This window comes from Bacillus thuringiensis (assembly GCF_001182785.1).
Classification (GTDB): domain Bacteria; phylum Bacillota; class Bacilli; order Bacillales; family Bacillaceae_G; genus Bacillus_A; species Bacillus_A thuringiensis_S.
The window spans coordinates 981,514-995,744 of the sequence record NZ_CP012099.1; the positions used below are offsets into that span (position 1 = coordinate 981,514).

Here is a 14,231-nt window from a genome sequence, read left to right on the forward strand (position 1 = left end):
GGGATGATGGAGAAATTTGAAAAGATAGAAATGAAAATTCCTGCAAAGGCAGAATATGTGGCTATTATTCGTTTAACAATGGCTGGTGTTGCGAATCGAATGGGCTTTGCTTATGACGATATAGAAGATATGAAAATTGCTATTAGTGAAGCATGTACAAACATTGTACAACATGCATACAAAGAAGACGTCGGAGAAATTACAATTGTCTTTGGCTTATATGAAGATCGATTAGAAATTATGGTTGCGGATAATGGGGTTAGCTTTGATTTTAGCAGCTTAAAAAGGAAAGTTGGTCCGTATGATATTAGTAAACCAGTAGAACATTTGCCGGAAAATGGTTTAGGTTTATATTTAATCAATACGTTAATGGATGATATACAGATTATGCATGATGAGGGCATGACAGTTTTAATGACAAAATATATACAAAGAGAGCAGGTGGAGAATGATGGAAATCCAATCTCAACCTACAACTCTTACTAAAGAAGACGTTATTAAGCTAATTGCAGAATTCCAACAAAACCAATGTAATGAAGCGCAGGAAAGGTTAGTTGATCATTATAAAAATCTTGTATATTCCATTGCATATCGCTATTCAAAAGGCGGGCCGATGCATGAGGATATTATACAAGTAGGGATGTTAGGGCTCTTAGGCGCAATAAGAAGGTATGATTATTCGATAGGGAATGCTTTTGAGCCGTTTGCAATACCTACAATAGTAGGTGAAATAAAGAAGTATTTACGTGATAAAACTTGGGGCATTCACGTTCCAAGGCGAATTAAAGATTTAGGCGGGAAAATTAAACTTGCGATAGAGGAGTTAACAGATCACCTGCAACGTTCACCGAAGATAATAGAAATTGCAAATCATTTAGGACTATCGGAAGAGGAAGTTCTAGAGATTATGGATGCTAAAAATAATTATCGAGTATCTTCCTTAGATGATGTAGTTGAAAATTCATCTGATGGAAGTTCGGTAGCGAGAATTGAATCTGTAGGTGAAGTAGAGCAAGGATATGAACAGACAGAAAGACGTCTCGTTTTAGAGGATATTTTTAACGTATTAAATGATACGGAAAAGAGCGTTATTCATTATATATTTGGAGAAAATTTAAATCAAAAAGATACAGGGGAACGGTTAGGTATTTCACAAATGCACGTTTCTCGTATTAAAAGACAAGCGATAAGTAAATTGAAGCAAGCAGCATTTTTAGATACATAAAAATTTAAAATAATGATGTTTAAAACATGAGAAAAGGGGTACTTATTAAGTATAGGAGGAGATATGAAAATGTCACACGATGTGAAAGAACTAATCAAAGGATTGAATGAAGATTTAGCAGGAGAATACTCAGCAATTATTATGTATAACCATAATGCAGCTACAGTTTCTGGTATATATAGACAAGTGTTAAAACCTTTCTTTGAATCTGAAATTAGTGATGAACAAGGACATGCCCTATATTTAGCGGAGAAAATTAAGACGTTAGGTGGTACACCTACTACAATCCCTTTACCAGTGAAACAAGTAGAAGATGTTAGAGAAATGTTAGAATCCGCTAGACAATCAGAATATGAGACAATTAAGCGTTATGAAACGAGAAAAGAACAGGCAGCGAAATTAAATATGACAGAGTTAGTTGTAAAGTTAGAAGATATGATTGCAGATGAAACAAATCATATGGAAGAATTAGATCGTCTTTTAACTGATAAAGCAATGGTTTTAAATTAAAAGTAGAAATTTATAGAGTGAAAGAACAAATTCCTATTTCTAGGGGTTTGTTCTTTTGTTGTATAAATATGTTTGAGTAAGAAATTTTCATTTTGTAACTGAGTATGTAATACTAGAAAAATAGAAAATGATAATAGATTTACATTTTAAATAAGAAAAGGGGAAATAACTTGTGTCCATTTTAATTGTCGATGATAATCCGGTTAACATATTTGTAATTGAGAAGATTTTAAAACAAGCCGGATATCATGATCTTGTATCGCTCAATTCTGCACAAGAGCTCTTTGAATACATACAGTTTGGAAAAGATTCTTCCAGGCATAATGAAATTGATTTAATACTATTAGATATTATGATGCCTGAAATTGATGGACTTGAAGTTTGTAGGCGATTACAAAAAGAGGAGAAGTTTAAAGATATCCCTATTATTTTTGTTACAGCTTTAGAGGATGCAAATAAATTGGCCGAAGCTCTTGATATGGGGGCAATGGATTATATTACGAAACCTATAAATAAAGTTGAATTATTAGCACGTATGCGTGTAGCGTTACGCTTGAAATCAGAATTAAATTGGCATAAAGAACAAGAAGAAAATCTCCGGAATGAACTAGATTTAGCTACGCAAGTACAAAGAAACTTATTAAGTAGCCCATTAAGAGAAGATCATATAAAAATTGAAGCAAGTTACTTGCCTTCATTTAAACTAGCTGGAGATATGTATTATTGGTATAAAATCGATGAAAATCGCTACGGTATTATATTATTAGATGTGATGGGACATGGTGTATCTGCTTCATTAGTTTGTATGTTTATTTCGTCTGTATTACGTGAAACAATTAAATGTTTAATTGATCCAGAACTCGTTATTAAAGAATTAAATAAATATATGACCCTTTTACATAATGAAAATGATAATATTCCTTATTATTTTACGGCGATATACTTAGTTGTTAATACAGAAGATAGAACAGTTGAATATGTAAATGCAGGGCATCCTTCTGGATATGTTTTAGTTGATGAAACAAATGTAGTTGAACTAGATCGCGGGAGTTGTGCCGTAGGATTTTTTGATGAAATAAAAGTTAAAAAGACAGTTATACCTTTTGAGAAGAACGCTCAAATATTATTGTTTACAGATGGTGTTCTTGAAGCAATTGCAAATGATGAATTTGAGTCTGAAGAGAAATTACGTACTTTTACAGAAAGAAAATGGGGAGATTTAGAAGGCGAGATAGAAGGGTTTTACAAGGAAGAACAAAAGAAAGCGCAATCAGATGATATGTGTCTAATTATGATACAAACGAATGCGAAATAAAAAGCGTATGAAATCCAAACAGAGGATTTCATACGCTTTTTATCCCGCATTAACGGGCAGTAAGACTCCCACCAAAAAATTTAGTCTGAAGCAAAGAAGGTAGGTGGGAGATCAACTGCCCGTAAACGCCCGATTGGTGAGGGCTGATAATCAGTGGGGGATACCCCCCACTGATTAAAGTTTCACTTTATTGTATTTTTTGATAAATTTGTTCACTAGGATTAAATTGGGTATAATGCGGCATTATATTTGAAAAACGAAGAGTTTCTTTATTTCCTAAACATAGAAATCCATTGTGACTTAAGCTTTCATAAAATAGTTGCTGCACTTGATTTTGAAGTTTACTTGTAAAGTAAATTAAAACGTTACGACAAAGTATAATATGAAACTCGTTAAAAGATTGATCGGTTACTAAATTATGCTGTGCAAAAATAATGTTTTGTAACAGTGATGGATTAAAATAAGCGAAACGATTATCTGTTGAATAATAGTTAGAAAATGCTTGTGTACCGCCAGCTTGTAAATAGTTTTTCGTATAAGTTTGCATTTTATTTAACGGGAGGATAGCTTGTTTTGCTTTTTCTAACACATTTGTATTCATATCTGTTGCGTAAATAACCGACTTTTCACTTAATCCTTCTTCGTGAAGTAAGATGGACATCGATAATACTTCTTCACCAGTTGCGCATCCAGCATGCCAAATTCTAATTTCAGGTTGCTTTTTCAATTCAGGAATAACATGCTCTCTTAGCGCTTTAAAAAAGGCAGGGTTACGGAACATCTCAGTTACATTAATCGAGAAATCATTTAATAACTGTTCTAAAACCCCTTCCTCGTGAATTACTTTTTCAATTAATTTTGAAATGGTTGGGATATTAGAGAACTGCATTCGATTACAAATCCTTCTATAAATAGATGTGCGAGCATATTGGCGAAAATCAAATCCTGATAGTTTAAATACCGCTTCCAATAGTAATTCAATTTCTAAGTTCGTGCGCTCATCCGTATCTACTGATGGATCAAAATTATAATACTTATTTTCCACTCCAACTAAACCTCACTTATTTTATTAACCATACACTCATTACCGAATAGAGTTGATGTAGGTTTAATGGTTTACTTATATAATCTGAAGCGCCAGCAGATAAACATTTTTCCTTATCATTTGGCATTGCTTTAGCAGTTAATGCGATAATAGGTATTTCATGTAACCCTAAGTTCATTCGGATATTTTCCATCGTTTCATAACCGTCCATATTAGGCATCATAATATCCATTAAAATAAGGTCAATATTTGTATTGCTTTTTAGTATTTCTAAACACTCTATGCCGTTTTGGGCAGTAATAATGTTGGCGTTTTGTTTTTTTAATGCATTTTGTAACGCAAATATATTTCGATGATCATCATCGACAATTAAAATTGTTTTCTCTTGGAAGACGTTATTTGTTTCGGTAGTAACGATAGTTTCTTCAACAACTTCAGCAGGAATAACATCTTCTATCGTTGCTGCGACTTCTAAATTGGAGAACTGTATATCATGTAATCCATTTGGAAGGTTAGGAATATATACCGTGAAAGTACTACCTTCTCCTACATTACTCTCTAACGTAATCCAACCACCTAACAATCTAGCAAACTCTTTACAAATAGATAAACCTAATCCTGTACCACCATACTTTCGAATCGTTGCTCCATCTGCCTGTTGAAAGGCTTCGAAAATAAGTTGATGCTGTTCTTTAGCGATACCAATACCAGTATCTTTTACTGAAATTGTAATCCAATCTTTACTTATAGACTGCATATCATGACTTAAATTGGTTGTTTCTATTGAATCGAAATGTAAAGAAACGGATCCTTTTTCCGTGAATTTAAATGCATTGGATAATAAGTTTTTAATAATTTGCTCAATCCTTTTTGCATCTGTATAAAACAGATCAGGAATCATATCACTGTCTTCAATAGTAAATTCGACATTTTTTTGTGCAGCTATATGTAAAAAATTTTGATGCATATTGGCTGCCATGTCACTTATGTTCGTTGCTTCAAAAATGATGTCTAGTTTGCCTGCTTCTACTTTAGATAAATCTAGTATGTCATTAATTAAAGTAAGTAAGTCTTTCCCTGATGAATGAATGACAGTTGCTAGTTGAATTTCATCATCCGATAAATGATTATCATGATTTTCTCTTAACATTTCAGATAATAGTAAAATACTATTTAACGGTGTGCGTAATTCATGTGACATATTTGCTAGGAACTCAGATTTGTATTTTGAGCTGCGTAACAACTCGCTTGCTTTTTCTTCTAATTCTGATTTGGTAATTTGTAAGTCAGCTGTCTTTTGTTCAGCTTCTTCAGTTCTAGACTCTAATTGTTCATTCGTTGTTCGTAATTCTTCAGCTTGCATTTGTAGTTCTTCAGCTTGCGTTTGTAATTCTTCTGATTGAACTTGTAACTCTTCTGTCATTGCTTGTGATTCATGTAAAAGAGTTTGAATTCGCATACGTCCTATAATGCTATGGATTGTTAAACCTAGATTATCAATAGTTTGTTGAATTAAATCTTGATGTAAGTCTGAAATCTCAGTTACACTTACTAACTCTATTACTGCGATCACTTCATCCTCAAATAAGATAGGGATGACTAGTAGATTTTTAGGACGTATTTCTAATACTCCGCTAGTGACATAACGAAACTCTTCGGGTATGTCTCTGAGAATAAAACTTTTCTTTTCTAAGGCAGACTGTCCAATGAAACCTTCACCCATTTTAATGGATTGTTTTCCAATATCAGCACCTTGATCGGCGAAAGAAGCTTTTTTCACATAGTAGACAGTTTCTTCATATTCTTCACGTAGATAAAATGCACCGCAAGAAGTTTGCGTTTTTTGTATAATTCCACTAAGAATTTTTTTACCTAACATCTCAATAGAAGATACACCTTGATACATTAAAATTAATTCTGCGAGCTCAGTTTGTAACCACTCTCTTTTCGATATTTCGTCTAGTAGGTGGTTCGTTGTATGAGCAAGATCTTTTATTTCATCATGTGTATTTACATGAATTCTTTCCGTAATTTTTTCTTTAGAAGAAATGGATTTAATAGCTTGAATTACATTTTTAATCGTTTTTGTAATGGAATTCGAAATATAGAGTGAAACGATAATGGAAATAAAAGAAAGTAAGAACAATAAACTGTATAACCAAATCTCTAATTTATTATTTTCAATATCTAATTGTGCAGCTCTTTTTTTCGTTAGTTGCTCCTCAGTGCTCCGGAAGTTAGTTAGCTGCGACTGTAATGACTGAATTTGAGTCGTGTCAATTGTTTGTACATTATTACTATTATTATTTGTAATGAGTGGGTGAATTTCTTTATTAATCCAACTATTAATGTTTTCGTTAATCTGTTTTAATTTTTCTTGCTGAGAGGGGTTATCTTCTAATAAAGAAAAAAGATCTTGATAATGTTTTTCGTAATCCTTTTCCGCAGAGTTAAGGGATTGCACGTAATTAGGGTTATTAGAAATGATAAACCCTTTCGCTTTATTTTCAATTGTTAGTAACTCTTTCTCCACTTGATTCGTTAAATTGAGAACTTTAAAATCGTGATCAATAATAAAATTACGAGATTTTTGTAAGTTGGAAATCTCATTGTTTAACATAATGAAAGAAACAAGTAAGAACAAAATGATAACTAAATAACCAGCCATAATTTTGTAACGAATACTAAATTTTGCTTTCGAGTTCATTAAAAATTCCTACCTTCAAGGTTATTAAAACTTTTCTATTTTAAAGAATGAAAAACGTAATATATATTATATCAGTTTTCATAAGGCCAAACTAGAAATCCCCCTATTATATTAGGGGGTTCTTTTTTAATAGAGGAAATCATTTTGAAATATAAAAACATATATGAAAGGTAGTAAACGAGGGAATAGAGGGTAACAAACATTCTAAGAAGGGAAGAGTGTTCTTAAAGCTCTTTTTGCATCTATTCCTTCAAAAATAAATAATATAAGATCTTTCTTTTTTACAGTAAGGAAAAAGGATACTAGAGTGCTTAAATTTTTGATTGATGTCATTGTTCCATGTTTACTTATAAACAAATTAGCTTGAAATGTTGTCATTAAAGCATAAAAATGATGAATCTGAGTTATTGTAGGTGTTTCATTATAAGAAATAGTAGTAGAGTGAATGGCGTTCATCGTAATATTCCTTTCCATATAGTAAGCATAACAATATAAACATACCCGTTTTAAAAAATGTTAAACATATAAATAAGAAAAAATATAAGTATAGTTTTTTACGTTTAGAAAAGGTTAGGAAGGGTATACATATACTACAAAGAGATTGATTGAAGATGAATTGTAAGATGTCTATGTTTAGTAGATTAGTCTATCAAAATATACTTTCACTTTAAATAAAAAGGAGCCTGGTATACATGAATGAAATGATGATTGATATTACATTTGATTTAATTTACTTGTTAAGTAGTTCACTTGTAGTGCTTTTACTATTCGCTTTCTTCGTAAATGGTTATGTTAATAAGAAGATTAGTGTATACAGAAATGAAGAAAAATAAAGATATATTACATAAAACTTTAGGAGGTTAATAGTTATGAATTTAGATAGAAAAATAGTAGGTGTTTTTAGAACAATTGATGATGCGGCACTCGTTATTAATGAATTAAATGATAAAGGATACTCAGCAGATAACATTTCAGCTATTGCGAAAGATCAAAAGGAAATTGAACACCTTGAAGAAAAATCGGGTGAAAAAGTAAATCATGAAACTGCACATAAAGCGGATATCTTTTCAACGACAGGGCTTGTAGCAGGAGGTGTAGCAGGCGGACTCGGTGGTTTATTAACAGGTCTTGGTATACTTGCCGTTTCTGGAATGGGTCCAATCGTAGCAGCAGGACCAATCGCAGCAGCTATTGGAGGAGCCGGTATTGGCGGAGGAGCTGGAAGTTTAATAGGAGCATTTATAGGGTTAGGAATTCCAGAAGAACATGCTAAAAAGTATGAAGAATATATTTACGATGGCAATATATTAATTTTAGTAGATGCAAAATTAGATGATAAGTTAGAAATCTATAAAATATTTGATAAGCATCATGCTTATAACTCTGATTTCTTTAAATAAAATGATGAAAAGTGTAAACAAAGTGAATATCGTTTTTTGATCTTACAACTTTGGCGCGGCCGAGGAGTCGTATGACTATAAGAGAGGAAGGGCTTATAGTAAAAGATCAAGTTCTATCATGTTATTTAAAAGGGAAGAGGTGCCTTTTCGTGATTGTAAAAATATTAAAGGATAGCAGTAATAGTTTCCTTTGTACAGTTCAAAATAAAAATGGAGACCAGTATGTGAAAAAATGGTTTAGTAAATATGAAAATAACAAAGAATTAGGGCGACCAACTTTTAAAGAAGTAGAAAAGGATTGGAAAGAAAATAGAGAATCGTTTATGTATCCCGATATTAAAGCGCTTTATTAAAATTAAACATAATGCGCGCTTTATTATTACAAAACTGTCACATTCCTGTAAGGTAATTCAATGGATTAGATACTTTTTCCATGTCATAATAAAGTCATAAGAAAGCTTATCAAAAATACAACTTATTAGGAGAGTGTCAGTCATGATTGTAACAACAACTTCTGGAATTCAAGGTAAAGAGATTATTGAGTATATCGATATTGTAAATGGTGAAGCTATTATGGGTGCAAACATTGTCCGTGATTTATTCGCTTCAGTTCGTGATGTTGTCGGTGGCCGTGCTGGTGCTTATGAAAGTAAGCTAAAAGACGCTCGTGATATTGCGATGGACGAAATGAAAGAACTTGCAAAACAAAAAGGTGCGAACGCTATCGTTGGTATTGACGTAGATTACGAGGTTGTACGTGATGGAATGTTAATGGTTGCTGTAAGTGGTACAGCTGTACGTATATAAGTAAATAAAAAACAGGCTCACCCCTTGAAGTTCATGCTTTGAGGGGGTTTTTTGTTTTTAAGTTGTAGAAGTAAACTCCAGTTGCAAGGGCGAAATGAAAAGAAACAGTGATGCTACATATATGTAATGTGAGTGCAAACTTTATGATAAATAATAAAGTTGTTATTTGAGATAATGGAAGAATTAGTGGTATAAATAACTTTATAGATAATAATCAAAATAGAGAAGACAGAATGTTCATGGATGGAATGGTTAAGGGGATTTTTCAATCTGTAATAAAAAACGGAGGTACCGAGAACGTTTTACAGATGTCTGTTACATAAAATTTATAATGGATTGGGGGCAATTTATGTTTTGGTTAGGGGGCTTTTTAGGATACATTGTAGGTTCTATTACTACATGTGCGCTGCTTTACTTTGGGTATAGAGCCGAGAAGAACAAAAAAGCGGATATGCGAAAGAAAGAGGAGAGAAAAATCAATAAAAAAGGTGTATAGAATGTGGAAATGGTGAAAGGTAAGGTGATAACGTTAATAAAAAAATAAATAGATGAAAGGACATTACATATTTTATATGATTCATATGCAATGTCCTCGCTTATTCTACAATCGTGTCTGTTTCTCGATTATGAATAATTGTTTCCTACCTTGCTATAAATTTCATAAGCAAAAAATCCAAATAAATAGCCTATTCCGGATCCTAAACTAACTGAAAGTAGTAAAGAATCAGGAGAAAATATGCCGACAATAATACCGATCAAACACCCTAAAAGCATTCCCATGGGCATTAAACTGTCTAATAAAATTTGAGCGTTTTTTGATTTTTTCTTACTTAAGTTACCGTTGTTATATTTATGTTTTAGCCTTCCAATCACATATATTACAATTCCCCAGGCTATTAAAACAGGGCAATTGCTGTAATGAACCACATGTTAGAAGCTCCTTTCATTTTTTAATTAAATTATACCATATATTAACATTTTTCGATTTAAGCGGAGATAAGATCTTTTGCTTCTACTTTCTTTTTGTTTATGACTAAAGTTAATAGGAGTAAAATTAAGCTTAAAAGTGCCATTATAATAAAAACTTGCGTATAACTATCAAAATAGTCACGAGCGATCCCAGCTAGGACAGGAATGAATCCGCTCATAATATATCCTCCTGATTGCATCATAGCAGTCCATGCACTCGCATCTTCTGAAGTTTTTGTTTCATATAGTGGCAGCATGAGAGCGAGTGGAAATACGCCGCCGAGCCCGATCCCTAGTAAAATAGAAGGGATCCATGGTGTAGTTAGTGGGTAAATCATAAGCGATAAACCTACGAATACAAAGCACATACTCCCTAATAACCAAAGTGCTCTGTTTTTATAAATATCCGCTAATGTTGGAATTAAAAAGCTACATATCATTTGGATCACAGTAAAAACAGTTATAAGAGTACCCGCTTGCTCACTACTCACACCCATACTTTGATTTGCTGGTGCAAGCCAAGTTGTAATAGAGTAAAATATTCCTGATTGTAGCCCGAAAAAGATTGTAAATAACCATGCTTTTCTATTTCTTAAAGGCAAGCTATTATTCTTTTTATCTTGTTTAATCGTATTTTTCTTTCGTTTCATAACGGGATACCAAAATATAATAGCGATAATAGTAAGTACACCCCAAAAAGCGAGTGCCATATTCCAAGATCCTTTTAATACATGTTGTAAAGGGATCGTTAACCCTGCACTTAAAGAAGCGCCAGTTCCCATACCTACTGAATATATGCCGATCATTAAGCCAATTTTCGTAGGGAATTTTTCTTTAATAAATCCTGATAGTAATGGACCTGCAAGTGCAATTCCAATACCGATAAATAAAGAGCTCGCGAATAATGTGGAAATGGAAAAGGTAAAAGCTCTCATACATGTTGCCAAGCCGATTAAAATAAGACAAGTCATAATTGATTTTTCTGCCCCGTATGTTTTAATTACCTTCCCAGTCAGTAAGGCGAATGTCCCCATACAAAAAACAGGAATAGCTGTTAAAAAACTAACGGAAAAATTGCTTATATTTAAGTCTTTTCGAATTATTTCTAATAAAGGTGAAAAAGATGTAATTCCAATACGTAAATTAATGGAAACAAAAAATATTGCTAGTATACACAAATAAGTTCGTTCTTGATGTTTCAATTTAATTATCTCCTCTCATAAACATCAGATGTTATTGAGTATATCATCTGATGTTTATGTGTAATAGATAAGGAGCTTATTTCAGCTCCAAATTTTGAACAGCGTATGTTCGTGCCTCTTCGGCATTTTGCTTTAAAATAGCTTGGAATAACTTTTCATGAATGCCAGAGTTATCTTCATAGTTCGCTGTATGTAATATTAATTGGCTTAAAATATGGCGAAGGGCGGGTACGAAAGATTGATACAAATCAAGTAGAACTTCGTTTTTGCTCGCCTTTGCAATTGCTAGATGAAACTGAATGTCTGCATCTATGTATGCTACATAATTTCCTTCTTGAAGGGCATTTTTTCTTTTATTCAAATGTCCTTTTAAATATAAAAGATCCTCTTCGCTTCGGCGCTGTGCCGCTAACATCGCCACTTCTTTATCTAACATATTTCGTGCTTCATACACATGATTTATATTAGCTGCTTGCAGTCTTTTTTCAAATGAATCTTGCGTTGTATTTAGTGAGACAATGCGAGTACCTTGTCCTTGTCGAACTTCTAATACACCAGCATGTACTAATATCTTTATACTTTCTCGCAGCGTTGAACGTCCTACCCCTAACTCTTCCATTAACTGCGGCTCTGTAGGGAGGCGATCACCAACTTCATACTCGCCAGAAAAGATTTTCTCTTGTAGACGTTCCAATACTTCATCGACTAATTTCCGCCGAGAAACTTTTGAAAAAGATTTCTTTTCGTTCATATTCATCTGCTCATCTCCTGTTATATTCGCTTTTATGATAACTAATCTAAGTTCTGTTGACAATGTTATTTTTAGGTAGTTGAAGCCGGGATACTAAAATTAGGTTTATAAGACAGAAGAAAATCTATTTTGAAAAAATCAATCAAAATAGATCCTTCAATTGCATTTAATAACTCGTCAAAAACACTTTCCCTTTCGTTTTCTCAGCAGACTGCACAACATCAACCGCCGCTTTCACATCTGCTAAGTCATATGTAGAATGTACGGTCATAAAACGTAATTGCTTATTTTCTACTAAGCGAATTAAGTGACGAAACGTCTCCTGCCATTTATATGCGGACACATCTTTATTCCAATGTCGTAAATGAAATATGTTCGCGTGCACTTTTGCTTTCGTGACAATCTCTGCCCAGTTTACTTGTACGCCCGATAGAAGACCAATCGTCAAAAAGTGTCCGTTTGGCCTTAAGGAGAAAGCTAATTCATTTCCATCCGGTCCCCCGATAGAATCAATCGCAGCGTCTGCACCTCTGCCGTTTGTTAATGTCATAACTGTTTCATAAAGCGGGGCAGTGGAAGTATCTATTACATGATGAGCGCCAAGCTGAAGTAATTCCTCTGTATGTTTATTATTTCTTGTCACCGCAATTAATCGGAAGTTTAAAATTTGTGATAACTGTGCAAATAGATGGCCAATAGCGGATCCGCAAGCATTCACTAATAAAACACCATTACGTTGTAAGTTTAACGATTCTGTACATGTAACCCACGCTGTAAGGGGATTAATATACATTTGTGCCGCTGTGAAATCATCAATGGAATCAGGAATAGGGACTACAAAATCAGCTAATGTCTTCACATATTCTTGCCAAGTACCTTCCCCGCGTAAAGGTAACACACGTTTACCGATAAGGTCTCTAGAAACAAAAGCGCCTACATCTTCTACAATACCAACACCTTCATAACCAGGTATGTTAGGCAAAGGGATTCTATGTGCGTATGCTCCAGTGATGGGAATTAAGTCAGATGGATTAATAGGTCTAACTAGCATACGAATGAAAACTTCATTATCTTTAAGTGGTTCTATATTTTTATATTCAACTTGTAATACGTCTTTTGGATTGCCAAACTTATGAAATTGAATGCATGTTCCAAGCAAAGTAATTTGCCCCCTTAGTTTGATTGGGTTTATTATAGCATTTTTGGTTTTGGGGGTTATTTTGTTAGTGATAAATAGAGTTTTTAATTTACGTATTTGTCAGAATTTTATAAAATGTGTATAGAACTATAGAATGGGGGGATTTCTTCATGTGTACTAGTTTGACATTGCAAACCAAAAATTTTCAGCACCTTTTTGCGAGAACAATGGATTTCACATTAGATATGAATCAAGAAGTAATAATCATTCCTCGGCGTTATCAGTGGAACAATATAACTGGTGAAACGATCCGAGCGAAAAAGGCTGTTGTCGGAATGGGAATTAATTTTGGAGGAAGGGTCATGATGGCGGACGGAGTAAATGAAGCTGGTATGACATGTGCAACTCTCTATTTCCCAGGATTTGCTACTTATAGTAATCATATAGATAGCAATAAAACGAATGTAGCACCATTTGATTTTGTGACTTGGAGCCTCACGCAGTTCAATTCTGTTGAAGAATTAAGAAAATCTATTGATAGCATTGCCTTTATAGATGTGCCATTACCAGTTTTAGGGATTACTCCGCCGCTACATTGGATTTTAGCAGACAAATCGGGAGCGTGTATTGTACTTGAGCCGACAGCTGATGGAATAAAAGTGTATGATAATCCACTAGGAGTAATGACTAATAGTCCGGAGTTTAATTGGCATTTACAAAATTTAAGACAATATATTGGACTTAAATCGCAGCCATTTGCGCCAACTGAGTGGGGAGATGTACCATTAAGTGCTTTTGGCCAAGGTTCAGGAACGATGGGACTTCCTGGAGATTTCACCCCGCCATCAAGATTTGTACGGGCAGCATATGGCAAACAAAACATTCAAAGTATAGAGAACGAAGAAGAGGGGATATCGGCTATTTTTCATATCTTATCAAATTGTGAGGTTCCTAAGGGGGCAGTAATAACAGAAGACGGTATATTAGATAATACGATCTATACAAGTGCAATGTGTATGGAGTCTGGAACATATTATTACCATACTTACGATTGTAGACAAATTATAGCCATTCATTTATTCAATGAAGATTTAGATACAGCTGAGATTAAAACGTATCCGTTCCAGCGGAAGCAAAAAATCTTTTATGAAAACTGATAAAA

General features: G+C 33.6%; 16 protein-coding genes and 1 pseudogene. 10 read left to right on the plus strand and 7 right to left on the minus strand.

What is annotated here, in order from left to right; translation table 11 throughout:
* Positions 1-3 precede the first annotated feature (3 nt).
* The 4 genes from rsbW to AC241_RS05085 all read left to right on the plus strand — a co-directional run bounded on the left by rsbW (position 4) and on the right by AC241_RS05085 (position 3,050).
* Positions 4-486 (plus strand): anti-sigma B factor RsbW, encoded by a 483-nt coding sequence (gene rsbW / locus AC241_RS05070; RefSeq protein WP_029442046.1) that lies wholly within the window; start codon positions 4-6, stop codon positions 484-486.
* Positions 449-1,225 (plus strand): RNA polymerase sigma factor SigB, encoded by a 777-nt coding sequence (gene sigB, locus AC241_RS05075; RefSeq protein WP_002083014.1) that lies wholly within the window; start codon positions 449-451, stop codon positions 1,223-1,225. The genes rsbW and sigB overlap by 38 nt, the downstream gene beginning before the upstream one ends.
* 69 nt (positions 1,226-1,294) lie before the next feature.
* Positions 1,295-1,735 carry a ferritin-like domain-containing protein gene (locus tag AC241_RS05080; protein ID WP_050842757.1) on the plus strand — a complete coding sequence of 147 codons (441 nt, stop codon included), beginning with the start codon at positions 1,295-1,297 and terminating at the stop codon, positions 1,733-1,735.
* 172 nt (positions 1,736-1,907) lie between these two features.
* The gene (locus tag AC241_RS05085) at positions 1,908-3,050 is read left to right on the plus strand and encodes a fused response regulator/phosphatase (RefSeq protein WP_029442048.1); all 1,143 of its coding nucleotides are present in this window, start codon (positions 1,908-1,910) and stop codon (positions 3,048-3,050) included.
* Positions 3,051-3,237: 187 nt separating this feature from the next.
* On the opposite strand, the gene AC241_RS05090 is transcribed toward AC241_RS05085, so the two are convergent.
* The 3 genes from AC241_RS05090 to AC241_RS05100 all read right to left on the minus strand — a co-directional run bounded on the left by AC241_RS05090 (position 3,238) and on the right by AC241_RS05100 (position 7,258).
* Complete coding sequence (locus AC241_RS05090; protein WP_050842759.1) at positions 3,238-4,095, minus strand: CheR family methyltransferase; 858 nt, start codon at positions 4,093-4,095, stop codon at positions 3,238-3,240.
* A 16-nt stretch (positions 4,096-4,111) separates the two neighbouring features.
* Entirely contained in the window at positions 4,112-6,802 is a 2,691-nt protein-coding gene (locus AC241_RS05095) for an ATP-binding protein (protein WP_050842760.1), read from the minus strand.
* Positions 6,803-7,006: 204 nt separating this feature from the next.
* Positions 7,007-7,258: a hypothetical protein gene (locus AC241_RS05100; protein WP_000991350.1), complete on the minus strand. Its 252-nt coding sequence runs from the start codon at positions 7,256-7,258 to the stop codon at positions 7,007-7,009.
* A gap of 236 nt (positions 7,259-7,494) precedes the next feature.
* Between AC241_RS05100 and AC241_RS34630 the strand changes: the two genes are divergently transcribed.
* The 5 genes from AC241_RS34630 (at position 7,495) to AC241_RS34635 (ending at position 9,505) form a co-directional block, all read left to right on the plus strand.
* Positions 7,495-7,635 carry a hypothetical protein gene (locus tag AC241_RS34630; protein WP_001004567.1) on the plus strand — a complete coding sequence of 47 codons (141 nt, stop codon included), beginning with the start codon at positions 7,495-7,497 and terminating at the stop codon, positions 7,633-7,635.
* A 36-nt stretch (positions 7,636-7,671) separates the two neighbouring features.
* Positions 7,672-8,202 (plus strand): general stress protein, encoded by a 531-nt coding sequence (locus AC241_RS05110; RefSeq protein WP_050842762.1) that lies wholly within the window; start codon positions 7,672-7,674, stop codon positions 8,200-8,202.
* A 149-nt stretch (positions 8,203-8,351) separates the two neighbouring features.
* Entirely contained in the window at positions 8,352-8,555 is a 204-nt protein-coding gene (locus AC241_RS05115; protein WP_050844809.1) for a DUF4028 family protein, read from the plus strand.
* Positions 8,556-8,697: 142 nt separating this feature from the next.
* Positions 8,698-9,009 carry a heavy metal-binding domain-containing protein gene (locus AC241_RS05120; protein WP_000637505.1) on the plus strand — a complete coding sequence of 104 codons (312 nt, stop codon included), beginning with the start codon at positions 8,698-8,700 and terminating at the stop codon, positions 9,007-9,009.
* 349 nt (positions 9,010-9,358) lie between these two features.
* Complete coding sequence (locus AC241_RS34635; RefSeq protein WP_016082623.1) at positions 9,359-9,505, plus strand: hypothetical protein; 147 nt, start codon at positions 9,359-9,361, stop codon at positions 9,503-9,505.
* Positions 9,506-9,633: 128 nt separating this feature from the next.
* Here AC241_RS34635 and AC241_RS05125 read toward each other — a convergent pair.
* The 4 genes and pseudogenes from AC241_RS05125 to AC241_RS05140 all read right to left on the minus strand — a co-directional run bounded on the left by AC241_RS05125 (position 9,634) and on the right by AC241_RS05140 (position 13,090).
* Positions 9,634-9,938 (minus strand): annotated as a pseudogene (locus AC241_RS05125) (hypothetical protein).
* A 57-nt stretch (positions 9,939-9,995) separates the two neighbouring features.
* Positions 9,996-11,180 (minus strand): MFS transporter, encoded by a 1,185-nt coding sequence (locus AC241_RS05130; protein WP_016082621.1) that lies wholly within the window; start codon positions 11,178-11,180, stop codon positions 9,996-9,998.
* A 76-nt stretch (positions 11,181-11,256) separates the two neighbouring features.
* On the minus strand, positions 11,257-11,937 hold the full coding sequence (locus AC241_RS05135) for a FadR/GntR family transcriptional regulator (protein WP_050842764.1): 681 nt from the start codon (positions 11,935-11,937) through the stop codon (positions 11,257-11,259).
* A 160-nt stretch (positions 11,938-12,097) separates the two neighbouring features.
* Positions 12,098-13,090, minus strand: a complete 993-nt coding sequence (locus AC241_RS05140; RefSeq protein ID WP_050842766.1) for a zinc-dependent alcohol dehydrogenase family protein — start codon at positions 13,088-13,090, stop codon at positions 12,098-12,100.
* Positions 13,091-13,239: 149 nt separating this feature from the next.
* On the opposite strand from AC241_RS05140, the gene bsh reads away from it, so the two are divergent.
* Entirely contained in the window at positions 13,240-14,226 is a 987-nt protein-coding gene (gene bsh / locus AC241_RS05145; RefSeq protein ID WP_050842768.1) for a choloylglycine hydrolase, read from the plus strand.
* Positions 14,227-14,231 lie beyond the last annotated feature (5 nt).

Coding starts and splice junctions, on each gene's coding strand:
- rsbW (WP_029442046.1), top strand. CDS start 4: ATGATGGAGAAATTTGAAAAGATAGAAATGAAAATTCCTGCAAAGGCA.
- sigB (WP_002083014.1), top strand. CDS start 449: ATGATGGAAATCCAATCTCAACCTACAACTCTTACTAAAGAAGACGTT.
- AC241_RS05080 (WP_050842757.1), top strand. CDS start 1,295: ATGTCACACGATGTGAAAGAACTAATCAAAGGATTGAATGAAGATTTA.
- AC241_RS05095 (WP_050842760.1), bottom strand. CDS start 6,802: ATGAACTCGAAAGCAAAATTTAGTATTCGTTACAAAATTATGGCTGGT.
- AC241_RS05100 (WP_000991350.1), bottom strand. CDS start 7,258: ATGAACGCCATTCACTCTACTACTATTTCTTATAATGAAACACCTACA.
- AC241_RS34630 (WP_001004567.1), top strand. CDS start 7,495: ATGAATGAAATGATGATTGATATTACATTTGATTTAATTTACTTGTTA.
- AC241_RS05110 (WP_050842762.1), top strand. CDS start 7,672: ATGAATTTAGATAGAAAAATAGTAGGTGTTTTTAGAACAATTGATGAT.
- AC241_RS05120 (WP_000637505.1), top strand. CDS start 8,698: ATGATTGTAACAACAACTTCTGGAATTCAAGGTAAAGAGATTATTGAG.
- AC241_RS34635 (WP_016082623.1), top strand. CDS start 9,359: ATGTTTTGGTTAGGGGGCTTTTTAGGATACATTGTAGGTTCTATTACT.
- AC241_RS05135 (WP_050842764.1), bottom strand. CDS start 11,937: ATGAATATGAACGAAAAGAAATCTTTTTCAAAAGTTTCTCGGCGGAAA.
- bsh (WP_050842768.1), top strand. CDS start 13,240: ATGTGTACTAGTTTGACATTGCAAACCAAAAATTTTCAGCACCTTTTT.